This is a genomic window from Pseudomonas sp. ZL2, from assembly GCF_054788455.1.
Genome location: NZ_JBGOGX010000051.1, coordinates 115,620 through 140,044, shown reverse-complemented (window position 1 = coordinate 140,044; position 24,425 = coordinate 115,620). Strand labels below are relative to the sequence as shown.

The following is a 24,425-nucleotide window of genomic DNA, read 5'->3' as shown; positions in this document are numbered from 1 at the left end:
ACCCTGATGAAACACGAAGTAATCGAGAAGAACGTCTTCCTGCTGGTGCTGTTGATGGTGTTTGCCGTCAGCATCGGCGGCCTGACCCAGATCGTCCCGCTGTTCTTCCAGGACGTCACCAACAAGCCGGTCGAGGGCATGAAGCCCTACACCGCGCTGCAACTGGAAGGCCGCGACGTCTACATCCGTGAAGGCTGCGTGCAGTGCCACTCGCAGATGATCCGGCCGTTCCGTGCCGAGACCGAGCGTTATGGCCACTACTCGGTAGCCGGTGAAAGCGTCTGGGACCACCCGTTCCTCTGGGGTTCCAAGCGTACCGGCCCGGACCTGGCCCGCGTTGGCGGCCGCTACTCCGATGACTGGCACCGTGCGCACCTGTACAACCCGCGCAACGTCGTGCCCGAGTCGAAGATGCCGGCCTACCCATGGCTGGTCGCCAACCCGGTCGACAGCAGCCACACCGAGACCAAGCTGCGCACCATGCGCACCCTCGGCGTGCCGTACACCGACGCCGACATCAGCGGCGCGGTGGAGTCGCTCAAGGGCAAGACCGAAATGGACGCGCTGGTCGCCTACCTGCAGGTGCTTGGCACCGCGATCAAGAACAAGAGGTAAGCGCCATGGACTTCACACTGGATATCGGCCAGCTACGAGGCCTGGGCACCCTGCTGGTGGCCATCGCCTTCATCGGCCTGTCGCTGTGGGTGTTCAACGGCCGGCGTGACCGTGAATTCGCCGAAGCCAGCCTGCTGCCATTCGCCGACGAGCGCCTGGCACCTGCCGCCAACGAACCCGAACCGAGGAGTAACGGGCAATGACCACCTTCTGGAGTACGTACATCTGCGTACTGACCATCGGTAGCCTGATCGGCCTGACCTGGCTGCTGCTGGGCACCCGCAAGGGCGAAACCAAAGGCACCACCGACCAGACCATGGGCCACAGCTTCGACGGCATCGAGGAGTACGACAACCCGCTGCCCAAGTGGTGGTTCTGGCTGTTCGTCGGCACCCTGGTGTTTTCGGTCGGCTACCTGATCCTCTATCCGGGCCTGGGCAACTGGAAAGGCATCCTGCCCGGTTATGAGGACGGCTGGACCCAGACCAACGAATGGCAAAAGGAAATGAACAAGGCCGACGCCAAGTTCGGACCGATCTTCGCCAAGTTCGCCGCCATGCCGGTGGAGGAAGTGGCCAAGGATCCCCAGGCGCTGAAAATGGGCGGCCGTCTGTTCGCCTCCAACTGCGCGGTCTGCCACGGCTCGGACGCCAAGGGTGCCTACGGCTTCCCTAACCTCACCGACAAGGACTGGCGCTGGGGCGGCGATCCGGAAACCATCAAGGCCTCGATCATGGGTGGTCGTCACGGGGTGATGCCAGCCTGGGCCGAAGTGATTGGCGAGCAAGGCGTTGCCGACGTGGCCGCGTTCGTCCTGACCAACCTCGATGGCCGCACTCTGCCGAAGGAGGCCAAGGCCGACCCTGCCAACGGCGAGAAGCTGTTCGCGACCAACTGCGTGGCCTGCCACGGCCCGCAAGGCAAGGGCACCCCGGCCATGGGCGCACCGGACCTGACCCACCCGACCGCGTTCATCTACGGTTCGAGCTTCGCCCAACTGCAGCAGACCATCCGTTACGGCCGCCAGGGCCAGATGCCTGCCCAGGAAGCGATCCAGGGTAACGACAAGGTCCACCTGCTGGCCGCCTATGTCTACAGCCTGTCCCAGGAGGAACCTGCCCAAGGCGAAACCCTGTCTGCCAAGTAAAACGATTGAGTAACTGAGCCTTGACTCAAACCGCCGCATCGGCACCCGATGCGGCGGTTCCCTTCGCCCCTTGCGACCAAGTGTCGCACCCCGCCCTGCCCACGCCTTGCACCCCCCTCGATCACAACTAAGCTTGTTGCCACAGCGACTGAAACAGCCGGCGCGCTTGCACCTTTTTGGGGCATTTTTCGTCAGCGGTTCTGCGCAAAGGCTGATGGGGCCGACTCAAGCGCCGATGTGCGAGTGATCAACGGCACTGAGCAAGCGTTCGGCAGAAGCCTTTGCCTTAGACGAAAAATCAAATTTTGGTACACATATCAACTAATTAATTGTGTACAATTTGCCCGCCGAAAAGGCTCGAAACCGCTGTGGAGCAGGCGTTGGCAAGGATCGGCGCGGGCGCCATCGCGTTGCAATAACCACACGGTTTATACATACTTGCGCCGATTTTTACCCTATAAAAACACCCAAACCGTGGAACCTTAGAATGAGCACAGCAATCAGTCCGACTGCTTATAACTATAAGGTCGTCCGCCAGTTCGCCATCATGACGGTGGTCTGGGGGATCCTTGGCATGGGGCTTGGTGTCTTCATCGCCTCGCAACTGGTCTGGCCCCAGCTTAACCTGGACCTGCCGTGGACGAGCTTCGGACGCCTTCGCCCGCTGCACACCAACCTGGTGATCTTCGCCTTCGGTGGTTGTGCACTGTTTGCCACTTCCTACTATGTCGTGCAGCGAACCTGCCAGACGCGACTGATTTCCGACAGCCTCGCGGCCTTCACCTTCTGGGGTTGGCAAGCGGTGATCGTCGGCGCGCTCGTGACCTTGCCGCTGGGCTACACCACGACCAAGGAATACGCAGAGCTGGAATGGCCGATCGCCATTTTGCTGGCCATTGTCTGGGTCACCTACGGTGTGGTGTTCTTCGGCACCATCGTCAAGCGCAAGACCAAACACATCTATGTGGGCAACTGGTTCTACGGCGCCTTCATCGTGGTCACCGCGATGCTGCACATCGTCAACCACGCCTCCTTGCCGGTCAGCCTGTTCAAGTCCTACTCGGCTTATTCGGGTGCCACCGATGCGATGATCCAGTGGTGGTATGGCCACAACGCCGTGGGCTTCTTCCTGACCACCGGCTTCCTGGGCATGATGTACTACTTCGTGCCGAAACAGGCCGAGCGCCCGATCTACTCCTATCGCCTGTCGATCGTGCACTTCTGGGCACTGATCACCCTGTACATCTGGGCAGGTCCCCACCACCTGCACTACACCGCCCTGCCCGACTGGGCGCAATCGCTGGGCATGATCATGTCGCTGATCCTCCTGGCGCCAAGCTGGGGCGGCATGATCAACGGCATGATGACCCTCTCGGGCGCCTGGCATAAGCTGCGCAGCGACCCGATCCTGCGCTTCCTGGTGGTATCGCTGGCGTTCTACGGCATGTCGACCTTCGAAGGGCCGATGATGGCGATCAAGACCGTCAACTCGCTGTCGCACTACACCGACTGGACCGTTGGCCACGTACACGCCGGCGCCCTCGGCTGGGTCGCGATGATCTCGATCGGTGCCCTGTACCACATGATTCCGAAGGTCTACGGCCGCGAGCAGATGCACAGCACCGGCCTGATCAACGCACACTTCTGGCTGGCGACCATCGGTACCGTGCTGTACATCTCCTCGATGTGGGTCAACGGCATCACCCAGGGCCTGATGTGGCGTGCAATCAACGACGACGGCACCCTCACCTACTCCTTCGTCGAAGCCCTGCAAGCCAGCCATCCGGGCTTTATCGTCCGCGCCCTGGGCGGTGCGTTCTTCGCCTCCGGCATGCTGCTGATGGCGTACAACGTCTTCCGTACCGTACGCGCCTCGAAGCCGGCCGAAGCTGAAGCCGCCGCTCAGATCGCTGTAGTTGGAGCTCACTGATGAAGCATGAAGTAGTCGAGAAGAATATCGGCCTGCTGGCCTTCTTCATGGTCATCGCCGTGAGCATCGGCGGCCTGACCCAGATCGTCCCGCTGTTCTTCCAGGACGTCACCAACAAGCCGGTCGAGGGCATGAAGCCGCGTACCGCGCTGGAACTCGAAGGCCGCGACATCTACATCCGCGAAGGCTGCGTGCAGTGCCACTCGCAGATGATCCGGCCGTTCCGCGCCGAAACCGAACGCTACGGCCACTATTCGGTCGCGGGCGAAAGCGTCTGGGATCACCCGTTCCTGTGGGGTTCCAAGCGTACCGGCCCGGACCTGGCCCGCGTCGGCGGTCGTTACTCCGACGACTGGCACCGTGCTCACCTGTACAACCCGCGCAACGTCGTGCCCGAGTCGAAGATGCCGGCCTACCCGTGGCTGGTAGAGAACAAGCTCGACGACAAGGACACGGTGAAGAAGATGGAAGTCCTGCGCACCCTCGGCACGCCGTACACCGATGAAGACATCGCCGGTGCCCGCGACGCGGTCAAGGGCAAGACTGAAATGGACGCCCTGGTTGCCTACCTGCAAGGCCTGGGCACCATCATCAAAAGCAAACGGTGACATTGATGGATATCGGGATGATTCGTGGCTTGGGCACCGTCGTAGTGATGGTGGCCTTTATCGGCCTGGCGTTGTGGGTGTTCAGTTCTCGGCGCAAGTCCGAGTTCGACGAAGCGACCATGCTGCCCTTCGCGGATGATCCCGAAGCCAGCAAGCACGTCGAGCAAGCGCAAGCGAAAGCGTCTAGGAGTAACAACGAATGACTACCTTCTGGAGTCTGTACGTCACCGTTTTGAGTCTGGGCACCATCTTCGCCCTGACCTGGCTGCTGCTGTCCACCCGCAAGGGCCAGCGCAGCGAAACCACCGAAGAAACCGTGGGCCACGCCTACGACGGCATCGAGGAGTACGACAACCCGCTGCCCAAATGGTGGTTCATGCTGTTCGTCGGTACCATCGTTTTTGCCCTGGGCTACCTGGTGCTGTACCCGGGCCTGGGTAACTGGAAAGGCCTGCTGCCGGGCTACCAGTACCTGGACAACGACAAGAAAACCGAGTTCGCCAACGGCCAAGCCGGCTGGACCGGCGTGCACGAGTGGGAGAAGGAAATGGCCCGCTCGGACGCCAAGTTCGGGCCGATCTTCGCCAAATTCGCCTCGATGCCCATTGAAGAAGTGGCCAAAGACCCGCAAGCGCTGAAGATGGGCGGCCGTCTGTTCGCCTCCAACTGCTCGGTGTGCCACGGCTCCGACGCCAAGGGCTCCTACGGCTTCCCCAACCTCACCGACAACGACTGGCGTTGGGGTGGCGAGCCTGAAACCATCAAGGCCACCATCATGGGCGGTCGTCACGGCGTGATGCCGGCCTGGGCCGAAGTGATCGGCGAGCAAGGCGTTGCCGACGTGGCCGCTTACGTGCTGACCAACCTCGATGGCCGCACCCTGCCCAAGGACGCCAAGGCCGATCCGGCCAACGGCCAGAAGCTGTTTGCCACCAACTGCGTGGCCTGCCACGGCCCTGAAGGCAAGGGCACCCCGGCCATGGGTGCGCCTGACCTGACCCACCCGACCGCGTTCATCTACGGGTCGAGCTTCGCCCAACTGCAGCAGACCATCCGTTACGGCCGCCAGGGCCAGATGCCTGCCCAGGAAGCGATCCAGGGCAACGACAAGGTCCACTTGCTGGCGGCCTATGTCTACAGCCTGTCGCACCAGCCTGAGAAAACCGCTGAAGCGAAGTAATTCGCCCAGCTGGCAAAAGCCCCGGCAGTAAAACTGCCGGGGCTTTTTTATAGACCCCCGCCCCTAGCCATGATCTGCGTCAATTGACACGGGCCAATACACTATTACCTGCGATTCCCCAACGCGGCCAAAGGTCGCACCCCTCCCCCCTACCGGCAACACAGGCGTATCATGCGCCCTAGAGCAGCAAGCTTCCGACTGCGGCCGGCATGTACTGGCCGCGGCACTTCACCACTGCCGTGGGACTCAATGATGAGCAAGCAGATTCCGGTACATGACGTCACCCCGCCTGCCAGTAAAGACAACAGCAGCGTCGATCTCTACGCCTCCCGAGAAAAGATCTACACCCGCGCCTTCACCGGCGTGTTCCGCAACCTGCGCATGGTCGGCGGCGCCGTCCTGTTCCTGCTGTACTTCGGCACGGTATGGCTGAACTGGGGCGGTCACCAGGCCGTCTGGTGGAACCTGCCGGAGCGCAAGTTCTACATTTTCGGCACCACCATCTGGCCCCAGGATTTCATCCTGCTCTCGGGGCTGTTGATCGTCGCCGCCTTTGGCCTGTTCTTCATCACCGTCTACGCTGGCCGCGTCTGGTGCGGCTACACCTGCCCGCAAAGCGTGTGGACCTGGATCTTCATGTGGTGCGAGAAAGTCACTGAAGGTGACCGCAACCAGCGCATGAAGCTCGACAAGGCCCCGATGAGCGGCAACAAGTTCCTGCGCAAGCTGGCCAAGCACAGCCTGTGGCTGAGCATCGGCTTTGTCACCGGCATGACCTTCGTCGGCTACTTCTCGCCGATCCGTGAGCTGGTGATTGAGTTCTTCACCGGCCAGGCCGACGGCTGGGCCTACTTCTGGGTCGGTTTCTTCACCCTGGCCACCTACGGCAATGCCGGCTGGCTGCGCGAGCAGGTGTGCGTGTACATGTGCCCGTATGCGCGCTTCCAGAGCGTGATGTTCGACAAGGACACCCTGATCGTTTCCTACGATCCGCGCCGTGGCGAAACCCGCGGCCCGCGCAAGAAAGACCTCGACTACAAGGCCAAGGGCCTGGGTGACTGCATCGACTGCACCATGTGCGTACAGGTGTGCCCGACCGGCATCGACATCCGTGACGGCCTGCAGATCGAGTGCATCGGCTGCGCCGCCTGCATCGATGCCTGCGACACCATCATGGACAAGATGAACTACCCCAAAGGCTTGATCAGCTACACCACCGAGCACAACCTGTCGGGGCAAAAAACCCACATGGTGCGTCCGCGCCTGATCGGCTATGCCGTAGTCCTGCTGGCGATGATCGGCCTGCTGGCCAGCGCCTTCGTCATGCGTTCGCTGGTCGGATTCGACGTCAGCAAGGACCGCGTGCTGTACCGTGAGAACGCCCAGGGGCGGATCGAGAACGTCTACAGCCTGAAGGTCATGAACAAGGACCAGCGCGATCACGTCTACGTGCTCGAGGCCGGTGGCCTGCCTGACCTCAAGCTTGAAGGCGCACGGGAAATCCGCGTCGCCGCCGGCGACATCGTCAGCCTGCCGGTACAACTGTCGATGGCCCCGGAACAACTGCCGTCGACCACCAACGAAGTCATCTTCACCCTCAAGGACGCTGACGACAGCGCTACCCAGGTTGAAGCCAAGAGCCGCTTCATCGGCCCGCAAATTCGATAAGAGACTGAGCCCATGCCTTCTGCAACTGCCGCTAGCCCCTGGTACAAGCACCTCTGGCCGTGGATCATCATCGGGGTGCTGGCCACCTCGGTGACCCTCAGCCTGACCATGGTGACCATTGCGGTGAACAACCCGGACAACCTGGTCAACGACAACTACTACGAGGCCGGCAAAGGCATCAACCGCTCGCTGGACCGTGAACTGCTGGCCCAGACCCTCAACCTCAAGGCCAGCGTGCACCTGGACGAGCTGACCGGCGAAGTCGACCTGCGCCTGACCGGCAACAGCCAGCCGCAGACCCTGGAACTGAACCTGATCTCGCCGACCCAGCCGGAGAAAGACCGCAAGATCGTCCTGACCCGCAGCGACAGCGAAGCCGGTCGCTACCTCGGCCAGCTCAGCGACAAGGTCGAAGGCCGGCGCTTCGTCGAGCTGCTGGGTAGCCAGAATGAGCATGTCTGGCGTCTGTTCGAGGAAGAAGAAGTCGCCCACGACAAGACCCTGGTTCTCGGTGACGAGGCGCTGCAAGGGGCTGAACACCTGGAAAAATGAGTCGCCCCTATCGCTGGCAAGCCAGCTCCCACAGGTTGCACTATCCCTGTAGGAGCTGGCTTGCCAGCGATGCGGCCACCCTAAAAATCTGCGACGACTACCATGACCAGCCCCACGCCCTGCTACCACTGCGCCCTACCCGTGCCTGCCGGCAGCCACTTCACCGCCGTGGTGCTTGGCCAGCCGCGGGCGTTCTGCTGCCCGGGCTGCCAGGCGGTGGCCGAAGCCATCGTCGCCGGCAACCTGGAAAGCTATTACCAGCACCGCAGTGAAGCCAGCGCCAACCCTGACGCCCTGCCTCAGCAACTGGTCGACGAACTGGCTCTGTACGACCGCGCCGACGTGCAAAAACCCTTTGTCCGTCACAGCGGCGAGCTGGCCGAAACCACTCTGCTGATCGAAGGCATCAGTTGTGCCGCCTGCGGCTGGCTGATCGAGAAACACCTGCGCAACCTTCCCGCCGTGGCCGAGGCGCGGCTGAACCTGTCCAATCACCGCCTGCAGGTGAGCTGGGCCGACAGCCAGTTGCCGCTCTCGAAACTGCTCGCCGAGCTGCGCCATATCGGCTACGCCGCTCACCCCTACCAGGCCGATCGCGCCGCCGAACAGTTGGCCAGCGAAAACCGCACAGCCCTGCGCCAGTTGGGCGTCGCCGGGCTGTTATGGTTCCAGGCAATGATGGCAACCATGGCCACCTGGCCGGAATTCAACATCGACCTGAGCCCTGAGCTGCACACCATCCTGCGCTGGGTGGCGATGTTCCTCACCACGCCGATCGTGTTCTACAGCTGCGCGCCGTTCTTTCGCGGCGCCGCCCGCGACCTGCGCACCCGCCACCTGACCATGGACGTTTCGGTGTCACTGGCCATCGGCCTGGCCTACGGCGCCGGGATCTGGACCGCGATCACCGGCAGCGGCGAGTTGTACTTCGACGCGGTGGGCATGTTTGCCCTGTTCCTGCTGGCCGGGCGCTATCTTGAACGCCGCGCCCGCGAACGCACTGCCGCCGCCACCGCGCAACTGGTCAACCTGCTGCCGGCCTCGTGCCTGCGCCTTGGCGCGGCCGGGCAGAGCGAGCGGATCCTGCTCAGCGAGCTGCGCCTGAAGGACTGCGTGCTGATCCAGCCCGGTCATGTGATCCCCGCCGACGGGCGTATTGTCAGCGGCCAGTCGAGCATCGACGAATCGCTGCTGACCGGCGAATACCTGCCGCAACCACGCAGTGCCGGCGACGCAGTCACCGCTGGCACCCTGAACGTCGAAAGCGCGCTGACCGTCGAGGTCCAGGCCCTGGGCCAGGACACCCGCCTCTCGGCCATCGTGCGCCTGCTGGAACGGGCACAGTCGGAAAAGCCGCGCCTGGCGGAAATCGCCGACCGTGCCTCGCAATGGTTCTTGCTGTTCACCCTGATCGCCTCCGCCGCCATCGGCCTGCTCTGGTGGCAGATCGACCCGTCGCGGGCGTTCTGGATCGTCCTGGCCATGCTGGTTGCCACCTGCCCCTGCGCCCTGTCGCTGGCCACCCCAACCGCGCTGACCGCCGCCACCGGCACCCTGCACAAGCTCGGCCTGCTGCTGACCCGCGGCCATGTACTGGAAGGCCTGAACCAGATCGACACGGTGATCTTCGACAAGACCGGCACCCTCACCGAAGGCCGCCTGACCCTGCGGGCGATTCGTCCCTTGAGCGATACCGATGCCGACCGCTGCCTGATGCTCGCCGCGGCACTCGAGAACCGCTCCGAGCACCCCATCGCCCGCGCGTTTGGCCGCGCCAGCCAGGCCGCTGAAGAGGTCCAGGCAGTGCCCGGCCTGGGCTTGGAAGGCCAAGTCGGCGGGCAGCGCCTACGCATCGGCGAAGCGGGCTTCGCCTGCGCCCTCAGTGGCACCACCGCACCGGCGATGCCGGACGAAGCCGGGCAATGGTTGCTGCTCGGTGACCAGCGAGGCCCGCTGGCCTGGTTCGTCCTCGACGACCGCCTGCGCAGCGACGCTGCCGACCTGTTGGCTGCCTGCCGTGCCCGTGGCTGGCAAACCCTGCTGTTGTCCGGCGACAGCTCGCCGATGGTCCAGAGCGTGGCCGCCGAACTGCAGATCGACCAGGCCATCGGTGGCCTGCGCCCGGACGACAAACTGGAAAAACTCAAGGCCCTGCAACAGCAAGGGCGCAAGGTGCTGATGCTGGGCGACGGGGTCAATGATGTGCCGATACTCGCGGCTGCCGATATCAGCATCGCCATGGGCTCGGCCACCGATCTCGCCAAGACCAGTGCCGACGCGGTGCTGTTGTCCAACCGCCTGGACGCCCTGGTCCAGGCCTTCAGCCTGGCCCGCCGCACCCGGCGGATCATTATCGAGAACCTGCTGTGGGCCACGGCGTATAATGGCGTCATGCTGCCGTTTGCCGCGCTGGGCTGGATCACGCCAATCTGGGCGGCGGTCGGCATGTCGGTCAGTTCGCTGATCGTGGTCCTCAATGCCCTGCGCCTGACCCGCGCCAGCGGCTTGCCGGCCAGCCATGCGCCAGCCACTGCCACGCATCCCGCGACGGCCTGACCAGGAGCCTCCATGCCCGCGCTTTACATCATGATCCCGGCCGCCCTGCTGATCGTCGCCATCGCCATCTACATCTTCTTCTGGGCGGTGGACAGCGGCCAGTACGATGACCTCGACGGCCCGGCCCACAGCATCCTGTTCGACGACCAGGACCCGCAGCACCAGGCTGCCATGGACGAGGCCGACGGCAAGAAACCCGACGACGGTACGCCGCCTCGTGACTGAACTTCTACCCCTGCTCAGCTCCGCCTTGATCCTCGGCCTGCTCGGCGGCGGCCACTGCCTGGGCATGTGCGGCGGCCTGATGGGCGCGCTGACCCTGGCCATCCCCAAGGAACAACGCAGCCGCCGCTTTCGCCTGCTGCTGGCCTACAACCTGGGGCGCATCCTCAGTTACGCCCTGGCCGGCCTGTTGCTCGGCCTGGCCGGCTGGGCGGTGGCCAACAGCCCGGTGGCGACCGCCATGCGCGTATTGGCAGCGCTGCTGCTGATCAGCATGGGCCTGTACCTGGCCGGCTGGTGGAGCGGCCTGACCCGCATCGAAGGCCTGGGTCGAGGCCTGTGGCGGCATATCCAACCCGTGGCCAACCGCCTGCTGCCGGTTTCCAGCCTGCCGCGCGCGCTGCTGCTTGGCGCCCTGTGGGGCTGGCTGCCGTGCGGGCTGGTGTACAGCACCCTGCTCTGGGCGGCGAGCCAGGGCAATGCCGCCGACAGCGCACTGCTGATGCTGGCCTTCGGCCTTGGCACCTGGCCGGTGCTGCTCGCCACCGGCCTCGCCGCCGAACGCACCAGCGCCCTGCTGCGCCAGCGTGGCGTGCGCATTGCCGGCGGTGTGCTGGTGATGCTCTTCGGCCTGTGGACCCTGCCGGGCCCGCACCAACACTGGCTGATGGGCCACTGAAGCGGCGTTGATACAAATCAACACGGGTTTGCCCCGCGCTCCCTAGACTCCGGACACTGCTGCTCTTTCTGGGGACTGCCCGCATGCTCGACGTTCTTCGTTGGGACTCCGACCTGATTCGCCGCTACGACCTGGCCGGCCCACGCTACACCTCCTACCCGACCGCGGTGCAACTGCACAGCGAAGTCGGCTCCTTCGACCTGCTGCACGCCCTGCGTGACAGCCGTCGCGCCGTACGCCCACTGTCGATCTATGTGCATGTGCCGTTCTGCGCCAACATCTGCTACTACTGCGCCTGTAACAAGGTCATCACCAAGGACCGTGGCCGCGCCGCGCCCTACCTGCAGCGCCTGGAGCAGGAAATCCAGCTGATCGCCTGTCACCTGGCCCCCAAGCAGACCGTCGAGCAACTGCACTTTGGCGGCGGCACCCCGACCTTTCTCAGCCACGTCGAACTGCGCCAGCTGATGGCCCACCTGCGCCAGCATTTCAACCTGCTGGACGACGACTCCGGCGACTACGGCATCGAGATCGACCCGCGCGAGGCCGACTGGTCGACCATGGGCCTGCTCCGTGAACTGGGCTTCAACCGCGTCAGCCTCGGCGTGCAGGACCTCGACCCGCTGGTGCAACGGGCGATCAACCGCCTGCAGAGCCTGGAGCAGACCCGGGCGATCATCGAAGCCGCGCGCACCCTGCAGTTTCGCTCGATCAACCTCGACCTGATCTACGGCCTGCCCAAGCAAACACCGGAAGGCTTCGCCCGCACCGTCGAAGAAGTCATCAAGCTGCAACCGGACCGCCTCTCGGTGTTCAACTACGCCCACCTGCCGGAGCGCTTCATGCCCCAGCGGCGTATCGACAGCGCTGACTTGCCGGCCCCGGCGGCAAAACTGGAAATGCTCCACAACACCATCGAGCAACTGACGGCCGCCGGCTACGTGTACATCGGCATGGACCACTTCGCCCTGCCGGACGACGAATTGGCGATTGCCCAGGAAGAGTCGACCCTGCAGCGCAATTTCCAGGGCTACACCACTCATGGCCATTGCGACCTGATCGGCCTCGGGGTCTCGGCAATCAGCCAGATCGGCGACCTCTACTGCCAGAACAGCAGCGACCTCACCACCTACCAGGACACCTTGTCCACGGCCCAGCTGGCCACCAGCCGCGGGCTGATCTGCACCGAGGATGATCGCTTGCGCCGGGCGGTGATCCAGCAGTTGATCTGCCATTTCGAACTGGATTTCGAGACCATCGAACGGGCCTTCACCATCGATTTTCGCGGCTACTTCAAGGACCAGTGGCCCGCCCTGCACACCATGCACAAGGACGGGCTGATCGAGCTGAGTAACGCGGGCATCAAAGTACTGCCGGCCGGGCGGCTGCTGGTGCGTTCGGTGTGCATGGTGTTCGACGCCTACCTGGACCTGCACAACCGTCAGCGCTTTTCCCGCGTGATCTGATACTGAGGTTTTTTGTCGCAGTTTTCTCTGGCTTCGCCCAATAAAACCGGGGCCAAGCAGCGCTCAGAGGCTCTACAGCGCACAGGCTGTAAGCCTCACCGTCTATAGATGGCATCCTTGCGCCTGCCGACGACACAATCGTCCAAGCTGGCCGAAACACCCTGCCCTGGGTTACCCTTACGGCTTATGTGTGCATTCCCACAAGGATTGAAGAAATGTCCGAGCCAGTCAAACTGCGCCCCCACAACCAGGCCCATTGCAAGGATTGCAGCCTGGCGCCTCTGTGCCTGCCCTTGTCGCTGAACTTGGAAGACATGGATGCACTGGATGAAATCGTCAAACGCGGGCGTCCGCTGAAAAAAGGCGAGTTTCTGTTCCGCCAGGGCGACAATTTCGGCTCGGTCTATGCCGTGCGCTCCGGCGCCCTGAAAACCTTCAGCCTGAGCGACAGTGGCGAAGAACAGATCACCGGCTTCCACCTGCCCAGCGAACTGGTCGGCCTGTCGGGCATGGACACCGAGGCCTACCCGGTGTCGGCCCAGGCCCAGGAAACCACGTCGGTCTGCGAAATCCCCTTTGAACGCCTGGATGAGCTGTCGGTGCAACTGCCACAGCTGCGCCGCCAGTTGATGCGGGTGATGAGCCGCGAAATCCGCGACGATCAGCAGATGATGCTGCTACTGTCGAAAAAGACCGCCGATGAGCGCATCGCCACCTTCCTGGTCAACCTCTCGGCGCGCTTCCGTGCCCGTGGCTACTCGGCCAACCAGTTCCGCCTGAGCATGTCGCGCAACGAGATCGGCAACTACCTGGGCCTGGCAGTGGAAACTGTCTCGCGGGTGTTCACGCGCTTCCAGCAGAACGGCCTGATCCAGGCCGAAGGCAAGGAAATCCATATCCTTGACCCGATCCAGCTGTGCGCCCTGGCCGGTGGTTCGCTGGAAAGCTGACCCCTCGGATAACAGGTATACTGGCGGGCATTCGTTTTTCAGGATACCCGCCTCATGCCCAGCGCCACTTTCGACCTTAAAGCCCTCATCCGCCCGGTACCGGACTTCCCCAAGCCTGGCGTGATCTTTCGCGACATCACCCCGCTGTTCCAGTCGCCGCGGGGCTTGCGCCATGTCGCCGATGCCTTTATCGAACGCTACGTCGAAACCGAATTCAGCCATATCGGGGCCATGGATGCGCGCGGCTTTCTGATCGGCTCGATCATCGCCCACCAGTTGAACAAACCGCTGATCCTGTTTCGCAAGCAAGGCAAGCTGCCGGCCGATGTACTCGCCGAAGGCTACCAGACCGAATACGGCGAAGCCTTCCTCGAAGTGCACGCCGACAGCCTCTGCGAAGGCGACTCTGTGCTGATTTTCGATGACCTGATCGCCACCGGCGGCACCTTGCTGGCCGCCACCAAGCTGGTGCGGCGCATGGGTGCGCAGGTGTTCGAGGCAGCGGCGATCATCGATCTGCCGGAGCTGGGCGGCTCGCAGCGCCTGAATGAGGCGGGTGTGCCGACCTTTTGCCTGACCGAGTTCTCGCTGAGCGAGTATTGATAGCATCGCGGGGCAAGCCCGCCCCCACAGGCTGAGGTTCTGTGGGAGCGGGCTTGCCCCGCGAATAAAGAGCCTGGATTACAGCGAGATAGGTTTGCGCCCGGCGAACGAATGCGCCAGGGTCCCGCCATCGACCAGCTCCAGCTCACCGCCCAAGGGCACGCCGTGGGCGATACGTGAAGCGACCAGGCCCTTGTCGGCCAGCAACTGGGCGATGTAATGGGCGGTCGCTTCACCTTCCACCGTCGGGTTGGTAGCCAGGATCACTTCGGTAAAGCTGCCCTGCTCTTCGATTCGCGCCATCAGTTGCGGAATGCCAATGGCTTCCGGGCCCAGGCCATCCAGCGGCGACAGATGCCCCTTGAGCACGAAGTAGCGGCCGCGATAACCGGTTTGCTCAACGGCATAGACGTCCATCGGACCTTCCACCACGCACAACAGTGTGTCGTCACGCCGCAGGTCGGAGCATTGCGGGCACAGCTCCTGCTCGGTCAGGGTCCGGCATTGGCGGCAGTGCCCGACGCCCTCCATGGCCTGGTTCAAGGCCTGGGCCAAACGAGTCCCCCCACTGCGATCACGCTCAAGTAGCTGCAAGGCCATGCGCTGGGCGGTTTTCTGGCCGACACCAGGCAAGATGCGCAATGCGTCGATCAGCTGTCGGATAAGCGGGCTGAAACTCATGGGAAAAGGCCTTGATGCAAGTGAAGGCGGTTTATACCTGCCAGACTGGCCAACGTCAAATCTTACAGACATTTAGATTAGCATCGTAAGAAGATAATATTTCTATTTCTTAAGCAGGAACATTACCTACATAACATACAGCAATTGGCACACTTTCAAACACCTGCAGAAGCACACCCCATCTAAAGACTCCCAATCGTACAGCATCCGGCTAAATCCTCCCGTTGCCACCACCCTCTTTCCTACATCCAGCCAATCAAATAAACCGCATAATTTCCCGGCGTTAAAAACAAGTAAATATGCCTCCACAACAACTCACTTACTTATTAACGCACAACCTTTATCAATCTAGCTGGAAAACAAATGAACAAACGTACTTTGGGCTTTGCACTGTCTTTACCGCTGCTGGCCGGTATCAGCCTCCATGCCCAGGCAACTGATGGACAGATCGAATTCACCGGCAGTATCTCGGGCACCACCTGCACCATCAACGGCGGCCCTGGCGGCCAGAACTTCACCGTCCCCATGAGCCCGGCGCACACCAGCGAGTTCTCAGGGGCCGGCAGCATTGCCCAGCCTCGCACCTTCGAGATCTCCCTGACCAACTGTGCCGCCGGTAGCGGCGGACAGGTAGACATCGAGTTCCTGGGAGGCGCCCTGGTGCAAAACGGCCGCCTGAACATGGATGCCGGCCCTGCCAGCGCAACCAACGTGCAGTACCAACTGCTCAACCAACAAGGCGGACAGATCATTATCGGCGGGCCAACCGGTTCGCAGAACACCATTCCGGTTGACCTTGAAGACGGCGCGGCAACCCTGCGCTACACCAGCCAGTACTACGCCACTGCCGCAACGGTCACCCCGGGTGCCGCCAACTCCCGTGTTCAGTACCTGATCAATCTCCCGTAATGAACCGGCAGGCGCGCTCAGCGCGCCTGCTACCCCTAATCAGGTCGGATTTCGCATTCATGACTCGCTTTTTCCCCTCCCTGCTGACGGCCCTCGCGCTACTGGCGGCCAGTGTGCCCGTGCATGCCAGCGTTGTAATTACCGGTACCCGCATCATCTTTGCGGCTCAAGAGCGCGAAGCCACCGTCAACCTTGTCAACAATGGCAAAGACCCCAGCCTGGTCCAGGTCTGGGTAGACGATGGCGATACTCGTGCCGCGCCCGAGACCATCCAGGTGCCGTTTACCGTGACGCCAGTGCTGGCCCGTGTCGAACCTGCACAAGGGCAAAGTATTCGCCTGCTGCATACCGGCAGTCCAATGGCCAGTGATCGAGAGTCGCTGTTCTGGTTCAACATGCTTGAGGTTCCGCCAAAAACCAAGGACAGCAATGTCCTGCAACTGGCCTTCCGTACCCGTATCAAGCTGCTGTACCGCCCGCAGGGCCTGCCGGGCAAGGCCGAGGACGCACCGGCCCTGGTGACCTGGCACCGAGCGCCTGGACAAGACGGCAAGCCTGAGACGCTGGTTGGCCGTAACCCGTCGGCCTACTACGTCAATCTCGGTGAAATAAAAATTGAATATAACGGCAAGTCGACTTCACTGGGCACGGGCTACATTGCGCCTTATTCACTGGGACACTTCATATCCTCGTCACCTGTCAACCCGCGCTCAACGGTCAACTTCACCAGTATCAATGACTACGGCGCCGGGAATAACCATAACCAACTATTGAGCTCTACGCCTGCCAGTACTCCATCCCCTTAGCCCACTCTCCCTCCTCGACACTCCGGGCGTTCTCGAAGTTTTCGTGCGTGCCCAAGTTTAATATTGGCACCCCTGAAAATGACTTTAATATCATTACACTTTCGCTCGCCCCGAAAAAAATCAGTCTCAACAATAAGCCGATTATCTGTTGGTCTGTCCGGTTTGTTGTCATGGCACGTTTCGGTCATGGCCGACACCGCCTTATCCGCGCAGGTTGAATTTGAACCGGCATTCCTGGGCAACGGCAGTAACCTGCCCGTGGACCTGTCGCGCTTCGAGCGGCGCAACGTCGCAAGCCCTGGAATCTACAATGTGGACGTTGTGGTCAACGACGAGTGGCACGGGCGCTTCAACCTCAGTTTCAAGGCCCGGCCTGGTAACGAAGAAGCCCTGGCCTGTTTCGACAATGCCCTGCTAGAGCGTCTCGGCCTGGATAGCAGCAAGTTTTACCCGCAAGCGCAACAGCAACTTTCTGCCGCCGAGGCCTGCATACCCATCGACGGAGCACTGGACGATGCCAGCAGCCGCCTGGACTTTGCCAACCAGCGCCTGTACTTGTCGGTGCCGCAAATCGCGGTCAAACGCAGCGCCCGCGAAACGGTTGACCCGTCACAATGGGACAGCGGCATAACAGCGGGTTTTCTCGATTACAACCTCAACACCTACGGCACCCAGCATCGCAGCCAGGGCAATTTTCGCCAGACCTACCTGGGGCTCGGTGCCGGGCTCAATATCGGGCCGTGGCGCCTGCGCCATGATGGTTCGCTGAACTGGAGCGACCAAGGCCAGCAGCGCTACCAGAGCATTGCCAGCTATGCCCAGCGTGATATCACCCCCTGGCGCTCGCAACTGACACTGGGTGAAAGCTACACCTCGGGCGGGCTGTTCGATTCGTTGAGCTACACCGGCATACGCCTGGCCAGCGACGATCGCATGCTGCCCGCCTCGCTGCGCGGCTATGCACCAGTGGTGCGCGGTATCGCCAGCAGTAACGCACGAGTGCTGATCCGACAACGCGGTGTAACCCTGCACGAAACCACCGTCGCACCGGGCGCATTCGAAATCGATGACTTGTATGCAACCGGCTACGGCGGCGACCTGGAGGTCACAGTGACCGAGGCGGACGGCCGCGAACATAGTTTCTCCGTGCCTTACGCCGCCGTTCCGTTGTCCTTGCGCGCCGGTGCCAGCCGCTACAGTGCAACGCTGGGCACCTTGCGCAACCAGCAACTGAACAGCGACCCGGTGTTCGTCGAAGGCACCTGGCAATATGGCCTGAACAACCTGGTCAGCACCTACAGCGGTATGACCCTGGCATCCGGGTATGGCTCAGCCTTGCTCGGTGGTAGCCTCAACACTGAGCTGGGTGCGTTCGGCGCCGACCTTACCCAGGCCCGTACCCACCTGCCCGGGCTCGGCAGTCAGCAAGGCCAGAGCCTGCGCCTGAGCTACGCAAAGACCCTGAGCGAAACCGACACGCAGATCGCCCTGGCCACCTATCGCTACTCCACCCGCGGCTTCTATGGCCTGGAGGACGCCCAGCTCAGCCGCCAGTTCCTGCGCGATGCCGGCGATCAGCGCTACCAGCGCCATCGCAGCCGCACCACCCTGTCACTAGCCCAACCGTTGGCACTAAATTACGGCCAACTGCACCTGAGCGCCTCGGCGTCGAGCTACTGGGACCATGCCGGCAGTGATCTGAGCTACTCGATCGGCTATAGCAATCACTACAAGACCCTGGGCTACACCCTCAGCAGTACTCGGGAACGTGACCGCTTCGGGCGCGCCGGCAACACCCTCTATCTGAGCCTGTCCCTACCACTGGGCAGCGAGCGTGTGCGCAGCCTCAGCAGCAGTATTTCCAGGGACAGCAACGGCAACAGCCGGGCCCAGGCCACCCTTACGGGCGCCACCAGTGACGATCAGCACCTGAGCTACGGCATCACCGCCAGCCAGGACCGCCATCATGGCCAGAACAACCATACACTCAGCAGCAACCTACTCTACCGCGGCTCGGCCGCCGAGCTCAGCGGTTCACTCAGCCAGGGACGGCACACTTCGCAAGCCTCGCTTGGCCTGCGCGGCGCCATCGTCGCCCATGCCGACGGTTTAACCTTGTCGCAACCCTTGAGTGAAACCTTCGGCCTGATTCACGCCAAAGACGCCGATGGCGCACGAGTCACCTCAGGCACCGCGCTGAGAGTCGACAGCAGTGGCTATGCCGTAGTACCAAACCTTACGCCTTACCGGCGCAACACGGTTGCCATCGACCCCAAGAGGCTGTCGACCGACGTCGAGTTGCAATCGAGCAGCCAGCAGACCGTGCCACGGGCCGGCGCCATTCCACTGCTGGTATTCCAGACCCGCTCCGGGCGTTCGGCCGTTATCCACGCCCGCCAGGTCGATGGCCAGCCATTGCCGTTTGGCGCAGCGGTGGTGGATACCGACGGCAATGAATTGGGTGCCGTCGGACAAGGCAGCCAACTGTTCGCCCGCGGCCTTCAGGATGAAGGTGAAATCATCGTGCGCTGGGACAACGGCTCGACAGGCAATTGCCGGATTACCTATGCCCTGCCCGCCGCCGCGAAAAAAACTGCGGGCGCCGCGCCGCAAAACATTCAGTCCGTTTGCCTTGCAACGCCAGCCCACCCTTGAACCGTCGAGACCTGCCCATGCTTTGTTCTTTACCCGCGCGCATCGCCGGCGCGACAGGATTACTGTTGCTGGCCCATAGCGGCATCAGTACCGCCAGTTGTGTACATAGCGGCTCAACCCCGTCCCAGAGGTTCATCATCATAGACTCGAGACTGACGGTGTCTGCCGCAGATCCAGTAGGCAAGGTAATTTATGACAGCGGCACCCTGTACGCGACACGCATGGCCTACCGTTGCTCAACTACCCATGAGCGGCGGATTGGTTTTACCGAGCCTTTCACTCACATCGGCGAAGGTATTCATCATACCAATCTGGCGGGGGTCGGCATCAAGATAACGGGCTCCGAAGCCGGTGCCAGCGGTTATTTCAGCTGGCCGATTATCAACACCAGACATCCGGCCGGCGAAATCGACATCACCCCTTCGTACCGACTGCAACTGATCAAGACCGGACCGGTGAACAGCGGCGTCCTGCGTTTCCCGCAGGTAATCATTCGTCACTCCTTTGAACCACATACCCCAGACAACATCGCCAGACTGACGCTTCCGCAAACCAGAGTCGAGGTTGTCTCAGCCGAGCCTACCTGCGACATCGACGCCAGCTCGAAAAACATTCCGGTGAACCTTGGAAACCACCCGCAATCGTTCTTCACAGGCGTGAACAAGACGACTCCGGAAAGGTCATTCAACATTCGCCTTAATTGCATGGGTGGATCTACGGGTGGCTCGCGAAATATCAGCTACACCATTACCGATGCCCATTTTCCGGGCAATCAGACCCTTGCAGTAAACCTGGCACCCGGGGCCGGTGCTCATGGTGTTGGTATTCGACTGCTGGACAGGAACGACACAGCCATACGCCTGGGCGCCGCACGCATGGCCGGTACGGTTGATCATGGAACAACTCGTTATGACATTCCGCTGAAGGCGCAATACATCCAGCAGGTTCCAGCTTCCCAGATTCGCCCAGGAGCGGCCCTTGGGCGCGCGCTGTTCACCATGGATTATCACTGATGTGCCTGGCGCTGGCACAACTGATCAGCAATGCCGGCAGTCGCTTCGAATTCGCCAGCCAGCACCTGTACCCCTCCGTGCCCCGGGCGTCAATGAAGCGAACCACGCGCGACGCTGCGCAATCATTCAGGCCGACGGCGACATTCAACGCCTGGATGCCACCTGCGATATGCCATCAGCTGATCAGACGTCGGGGGCCTGACTTTTCGCCCACATCCATTGCGCGTTGAAGCATGCAGCACGCGCCAATTCCTGCAGAGACACGCCATGACTTCACCGCACGTCCATCCCTTTCCCACAAATTACCTGGTCATCCTGGGCTGTCTGCTTGCCAGCTTGCCCAGCTGGGCAACAGAACCACCGTATAACTCGCTTCTGGGTAGCGGCGTAGGTGGCCCGGATGGATCCACGGCCCGCAACAATTGCCGCTTTGAATCGGGCGGCATTTCAAGGGCTACGTTCGATTTACCTTCACAGCTCATCGTTTCGCCTTCGGCCTCCTATGGCACCGTGGTATATCGGACCAGCGTCAGCGGGCCCCAGTTTCGGGTGACATGCCCGAGCAGCCACCAAAACAATTATGGCTATACGACACCACTGAGTTACTCGCACGAACAATATTATCGCACCAACGTACCAGGTCTCGGCATTCGAATCTTTTTGCGAGAGACAGGCCCTGGAGGCCCCAACAGCACGTATATGAGCTGGCCTCGTGGAGTGTCTTCACACCCTGCTGGCCGTCATCATGTCACTCCAAGCTACGATATAGAGCTGATAAAATTATCGAACGGCCCGGTCAGCGGTACCCTCCAACTTTCCGCCCAATTGGCGACAGCAGTCACAACGCCCATCACTGCAGCTGAGCTGAGACCTTCGCGCACCACGGTTGCTATCATCTCGCCTAACCCGACTTGCTCGGTCGATAACGGCTCAGGAAACATTCCGGCATTTTTTTGGGTGACCACCCCCGCAGGAACTTCAACGGCATCGGCTACGTAACCAACGAAGTCCCCTTCAACATTAACCTCAACTGCTCGGGCGGGTCATCGGGCGGCAGCCTGAACATTCGTTTCACTCTCTTGGACGCCCACTCTCTGGGTAACAGGACCCAAGCTTTGAGCCTGGCACCTGGCGCAAGTGCCCATGGCGTTGGCATTCGTATTCAACGCAATCTGAACGGTATTCCTTCGATCGTTACACTGGGCACGGTACAAACTGCCGGAACGGTCTATCCCGGTACCTCGCGCCATGTGATCCACCTAAGCGCCCAGTACATTCAGCAAGTAGCGCCGTCACAAATACGCCCCGGCCTGGCGCCAGGCCGGGCCACGTTCGCCATTACCTACGATTGATCATCTGCACACACAAAAAAAAAAGCCAGGCATTGGCCTGGCTTGTTGATTCTCGTACCTCAGAACGGCATCTTGAAACCCGGCGGCAACTGCATGCCGGCGGTCATGCCGCCCATTTTTTCCTGGCTGTTGGCTTCGACCTTGCGCACGGCGTCGTTGACGGCGGCGGCGATCAGGTCTTCAAGCACTTCCTTGTCTTCCTGCATCAGGCTGTCGTCCAGGCTGATGCGTTTGACGTCGTGACGACCGGTCATCACCACGCTGACCAGACCGGCACCGGATTGGCCGGTCACTTCGGCGTTGGCCAGCTCTTCCTGCATCTTGGCCATTTTTTCCTGCATCTGCTGAGCCTGCTTCATCAGGCCGGCCATGCCACCTTTCATCATGGGGATCACCTCAAATATTAGGTTACGGGGTGCGGCGCGGGTCAGGCCCGGGCCGCTGCTGTTTATCCGTTACTCGCCCTGGGCAACCGGGGCGTCGACAGGTTCAATCGTATCGTGGCGGACCATGGCGCCGAACTGCTGGATCATCTGCCGGATCAGCGGATCATCCTCGATCGAGGCCTCGGCCTGACCCTGACGCTCGGCCCGTTTGCGGGCTGCGGCCTGGGCGGGGGTTTCCTGCTCAGGGCGAATCAGCTCGATGGTCAGTTTGAGCGTGCGGCCCAGGTGCTGGTTCAACGCGTCGTTCAGGCGCCGCTGTTGCGTGCTGTTGAACAGGGCACTGTGAGCCGGGTCCAGGTGCAGCAGCCAGTCGTCGCCTTCGGCGCTGATCAGCGTACAGTTGGCGGCGATATTGCCGGTCATCCCGGAAATCGGCAACTGCGGGAACAATTCCAGCCATTTCAGCGCCAGGCCCGTGGCCGGTTGCGCGGCGGGCAATGGCTCGGCAGGCGGCGCGTCAACTTCGTTGGCATGCTCGATGGCCAGCTCATCCAGATAACTGTAGCTGGCCGGGTCCATTTCTGGCTCGTAATAGTCTTCGTCCAGCGGCGGCTCGTCGTCGCGATCCATGCCGGCCGGGCTGTAACCAATACCGTCGTCGTGCGCGGGCAGGTCCTGTGGCGCAACTTGCTGAACCGGCGCAGGCGCAGGCGGCTCTACGGCAACCGGCGTGGCCTCGACTTCAGGTTCGCAGGCGACAGGATCGTTCCAGGGCAGGTCGACAACCGGCTCAGGCGCCGGGGCCTCGACCGGCTCGGGTACACGTTCAGGCGCTGGCTCTGGCTCGGCAACAGGTTCAGGCTCGGCAACCACTGGCGCTGGCGCCGCAACCGGTGCAACAGCCATGGCCGGCGCAGCCTGGGTGGCGGCTGCCACCGTGCTTGCAGAATCAGCTGTGGCCTGGCTGATCCCCACCGGCTTTAGCACCGGTTTCGGCGCATCGTCGGTATCGGCGGGGCGGAACGCCAGCATCCGCAGCAGGACCATCTCGAAGCCACCACGCGGATCCGGCGCCAATGGCAGGTCGCGTCGACCGATCAGCCCCATCTGGTAGTAGAACTGCACATCCTCGGACGGCAATGCCTGAGCCAGGGCCAGGACCCGATCGCGATCACCCTGACCGTTATCGACCGCCTCCGGCAGTGCCTGGGCAATGGCCACGCGATGCAGCACATTGAGCATCTCGGCCAGCACGCCATTCCAGTCCGGCCCCTGTTCCGCCAGGTGCCGAACGGCTTCGAGCAAGGCCCGGGCGTCCCCTTCGAGCAGGGCCTGCAGCACGCCATACACCTGGCCATGATCCAGGGTGCCGAGCATCGCCCGCACATCCGCTGCCAGTACCTTGCCTTCACCAAAGGCGATGGCCTGGTCGGTCAGGCTCATGGCATCGCGCATGGAGCCGTCGGCTGCACGGCCGAGCAGCCACAGGGCATCGTCTTCAAAGGGTACGTTTTCGGCGCCGAGCACATGGCTCAGGTGCTCGACCACCCGCTCGGGGGTCATGTTCTTCAGCGAGAACTGCAGGCAACGGGACAGAATGGTCGCTGGCAGTTTCTGCGGATCGGTGGTGGCAAGGATGAACTTGACGTAGGGCGGCGGCTCTTCCAGCGTTTTCAACAAGGCGTTGAACGAGTGGCTGGAGAGCATGTGCACTTCGTCGATCAGGTAGACCTTGAAACGCCCACGGCTCGGTGCGTACTGCACGTTGTCGAGCAACTCGCGGGTGTCTTCGACCTTGGTGCGGCTGGCGGCGTCGATCTCGATCAGGTCGACAAAACGCCCCTCGTCGATTTCCCGGCACACCGAACAGGTGCCGCAGGGCGTCGAGGTGATACCGGTTTCGCAGTTAAGGCACTTGGCGATGATCCGCGCGATGGTGGTCTTGCCCACGCCGCGGGTGCCGGTGAACAGGTAGGCATGGTGCAGGCGCTGGTTGTCCAGCGCGTTGATCAAGGCCTTGAGCACATGGGTCTGGCCGACCATTTCGCGGAACGAGCGCGGACGCCATTTACGTGCAAGAACCTGATAACTCATCGAAAACCGTCGCGACTGCAAGCTGAAGACCGCTAATCGTAGCGGAGCGGGGGCAAAATTGCACCCTGCCGATATCAACCGCGGATGAAGACATCTGGGGGAGCCCGCACCACACGGTTGGTCTCGCAGGCACGCAGGCAACTAAACCGGTTGCGGAGAAATACTGGCTGCGGAGGAATCCGCGGGCGGGTGTTCGAACTGGGGGGGAAATACAGAGTGCCAACAGGCATGATGGGTGGCAACCCCACCAGCCACACCCCGGCACACAATGTCACCGCTGCGGCTGCTCCCTTCCAGGCCTGACCGGGTTCACGGTTGATCGTTGCGGGGGGACCGATGGGGTCACCATAACG

23 protein-coding genes and 1 other RNA gene are annotated in these 24,425 nt (G+C 62.0%); 20 read left to right on the top strand and 4 right to left on the bottom strand.

From position 1 onward, the window contains the following. Positions 1 to 6 precede the first annotated feature (6 nt). The 15 genes from ccoO (ABM562_RS23995) (at position 7) to ABM562_RS23925 (ending at position 14,176) form a co-directional block, all read left to right on the top strand. Entirely contained in the window at positions 7 to 615 is a 609-nt protein-coding gene (gene ccoO, locus ABM562_RS23995; RefSeq protein ID WP_115087972.1) for a cytochrome-c oxidase, cbb3-type subunit II, read from the top strand. 5 nt (positions 616 to 620) lie between these two features. Next, a complete protein-coding gene (locus ABM562_RS23990) occupies positions 621 to 818 on the top strand; it encodes a cbb3-type cytochrome oxidase subunit 3 (RefSeq protein WP_115087973.1) in 198 nt (65 codons plus the stop codon). After that, the gene (gene ccoP / locus ABM562_RS23985) at positions 815 to 1,762 is read left to right on the top strand and encodes a cytochrome-c oxidase, cbb3-type subunit III (RefSeq protein ID WP_115087974.1); all 948 of its coding nucleotides are present in this window, start codon (positions 815 to 817) and stop codon (positions 1,760 to 1,762) included. Before ABM562_RS23990 ends, ccoP (ABM562_RS23985) begins: the two co-directional genes overlap by 4 nt. 487 nt (positions 1,763 to 2,249) lie before the next feature. Then, positions 2,250 to 3,692, top strand: coding sequence for a cytochrome-c oxidase, cbb3-type subunit I (gene ccoN / locus ABM562_RS23980; protein WP_460423567.1), 1,443 nt, complete (start codon positions 2,250 to 2,252; stop codon positions 3,690 to 3,692). Beyond that, positions 3,692 to 4,300 (top strand): cytochrome-c oxidase, cbb3-type subunit II, encoded by a 609-nt coding sequence (gene ccoO / locus ABM562_RS23975; RefSeq protein WP_115087976.1) that lies wholly within the window; start codon positions 3,692 to 3,694, stop codon positions 4,298 to 4,300. The genes ccoN and ccoO (ABM562_RS23975) overlap by 1 nt, the downstream gene beginning before the upstream one ends. A gap of 5 nt (positions 4,301 to 4,305) precedes the next feature. Next, positions 4,306 to 4,503, top strand: coding sequence for a CcoQ/FixQ family Cbb3-type cytochrome c oxidase assembly chaperone (locus ABM562_RS23970; protein WP_010225992.1), 198 nt, complete (start codon positions 4,306 to 4,308; stop codon positions 4,501 to 4,503). Beyond that, positions 4,500 to 5,480, top strand: coding sequence for a cytochrome-c oxidase, cbb3-type subunit III (gene ccoP, locus ABM562_RS23965; protein ID WP_115087977.1), 981 nt, complete (start codon positions 4,500 to 4,502; stop codon positions 5,478 to 5,480). Before ABM562_RS23970 ends, ccoP (ABM562_RS23965) begins: the two co-directional genes overlap by 4 nt. A 252-nt stretch (positions 5,481 to 5,732) precedes the next feature. Then, positions 5,733 to 7,148: a cytochrome c oxidase accessory protein CcoG gene (ccoG, locus tag ABM562_RS23960; RefSeq protein ID WP_115087978.1), complete on the top strand. Its 1,416-nt coding sequence runs from the start codon at positions 5,733 to 5,735 to the stop codon at positions 7,146 to 7,148. Positions 7,149 to 7,160: 12 nt separating this feature from the next. After that, positions 7,161 to 7,700, top strand: coding sequence for a FixH family protein (locus tag ABM562_RS23955; protein ID WP_258578955.1), 540 nt, complete (start codon positions 7,161 to 7,163; stop codon positions 7,698 to 7,700). 102 nt (positions 7,701 to 7,802) lie between these two features. Continuing rightward, on the top strand, positions 7,803 to 10,256 hold the full coding sequence (locus ABM562_RS23950) for a heavy metal translocating P-type ATPase (protein WP_460423564.1): 2,454 nt from the start codon (positions 7,803 to 7,805) through the stop codon (positions 10,254 to 10,256). A gap of 12 nt (positions 10,257 to 10,268) precedes the next feature. Beyond that, entirely contained in the window at positions 10,269 to 10,481 is a 213-nt protein-coding gene (ccoS, locus tag ABM562_RS23945) for a cbb3-type cytochrome oxidase assembly protein CcoS (protein WP_010225999.1), read from the top strand. Then, positions 10,474 to 11,157, top strand: coding sequence for a sulfite exporter TauE/SafE family protein (locus ABM562_RS23940; protein WP_010226000.1), 684 nt, complete (start codon positions 10,474 to 10,476; stop codon positions 11,155 to 11,157). Before ccoS ends, ABM562_RS23940 begins: the two co-directional genes overlap by 8 nt. Positions 11,158 to 11,240: 83 nt before the next feature. Continuing rightward, positions 11,241 to 12,623, top strand: coding sequence for an oxygen-independent coproporphyrinogen III oxidase (gene hemN / locus ABM562_RS23935; RefSeq protein WP_460423561.1), 1,383 nt, complete (start codon positions 11,241 to 11,243; stop codon positions 12,621 to 12,623). A gap of 215 nt (positions 12,624 to 12,838) precedes the next feature. Continuing rightward, positions 12,839 to 13,573: a Crp/Fnr family transcriptional regulator FnrA gene (gene fnrA, locus ABM562_RS23930; RefSeq protein WP_010226003.1), complete on the top strand. Its 735-nt coding sequence runs from the start codon at positions 12,839 to 12,841 to the stop codon at positions 13,571 to 13,573. 54 nt (positions 13,574 to 13,627) lie between these two features. Beyond that, positions 13,628 to 14,176: an adenine phosphoribosyltransferase gene (locus ABM562_RS23925; protein ID WP_115087983.1), complete on the top strand. Its 549-nt coding sequence runs from the start codon at positions 13,628 to 13,630 to the stop codon at positions 14,174 to 14,176. 78 nt (positions 14,177 to 14,254) lie between these two features. Here the strand turns inward: ABM562_RS23925 and recR are convergent, their stop codons facing one another. Continuing rightward, complete coding sequence (gene recR / locus ABM562_RS23920; protein WP_115087984.1) at positions 14,255 to 14,857, bottom strand: recombination mediator RecR; 603 nt, start codon at positions 14,855 to 14,857, stop codon at positions 14,255 to 14,257. 363 nt (positions 14,858 to 15,220) lie between these two features. Here recR and ABM562_RS23915 point away from each other — a divergent pair, with 363 nt between their 5' ends. The 5 genes from ABM562_RS23915 (at position 15,221) to ABM562_RS23895 (ending at position 21,592) form a co-directional block, all read left to right on the top strand. Continuing rightward, positions 15,221 to 15,766 (top strand): fimbrial protein, encoded by a 546-nt coding sequence (locus ABM562_RS23915; RefSeq protein WP_115087985.1) that lies wholly within the window; start codon positions 15,221 to 15,223, stop codon positions 15,764 to 15,766. Positions 15,767 to 15,825: 59 nt separating this feature from the next. Beyond that, entirely contained in the window at positions 15,826 to 16,572 is a 747-nt protein-coding gene (locus ABM562_RS23910; protein WP_115087986.1) for a fimbria/pilus periplasmic chaperone, read from the top strand. 186 nt (positions 16,573 to 16,758) lie between these two features. Beyond that, positions 16,759 to 19,227: a fimbria/pilus outer membrane usher protein gene (locus tag ABM562_RS23905; protein WP_460423558.1), complete on the top strand. Its 2,469-nt coding sequence runs from the start codon at positions 16,759 to 16,761 to the stop codon at positions 19,225 to 19,227. A gap of 17 nt (positions 19,228 to 19,244) precedes the next feature. Then, positions 19,245 to 20,240: a fimbrial protein gene (locus ABM562_RS23900; protein ID WP_460423556.1), complete on the top strand. Its 996-nt coding sequence runs from the start codon at positions 19,245 to 19,247 to the stop codon at positions 20,238 to 20,240. 953 nt (positions 20,241 to 21,193) lie between these two features. Then, positions 21,194 to 21,592 carry a fimbrial protein gene (locus tag ABM562_RS23895; RefSeq protein WP_460423554.1) on the top strand — a complete coding sequence of 133 codons (399 nt, stop codon included), beginning with the start codon at positions 21,194 to 21,196 and terminating at the stop codon, positions 21,590 to 21,592. Between the two features lie 59 nt (positions 21,593 to 21,651). Here the strand turns inward: ABM562_RS23895 and ABM562_RS23890 are convergent, their stop codons facing one another. The 3 genes from ABM562_RS23890 to ffs form a co-directional block, all read right to left on the bottom strand. Next, positions 21,652 to 21,978 carry a YbaB/EbfC family nucleoid-associated protein gene (locus tag ABM562_RS23890; RefSeq protein WP_010226011.1) on the bottom strand — a complete coding sequence of 109 codons (327 nt, stop codon included), beginning with the start codon at positions 21,976 to 21,978 and terminating at the stop codon, positions 21,652 to 21,654. 69 nt (positions 21,979 to 22,047) lie between these two features. Continuing rightward, on the bottom strand, positions 22,048 to 24,072 hold the full coding sequence (dnaX, locus tag ABM562_RS23885; RefSeq protein WP_460423551.1) for a DNA polymerase III subunit gamma/tau: 2,025 nt from the start codon (positions 24,070 to 24,072) through the stop codon (positions 22,048 to 22,050). A gap of 242 nt (positions 24,073 to 24,314) precedes the next feature. After that, positions 24,315 to 24,411: signal recognition particle sRNA small type (gene ffs, locus ABM562_RS23880), an RNA gene on the bottom strand. Between the last annotated feature and the right edge of the window lie 14 nt (positions 24,412 to 24,425).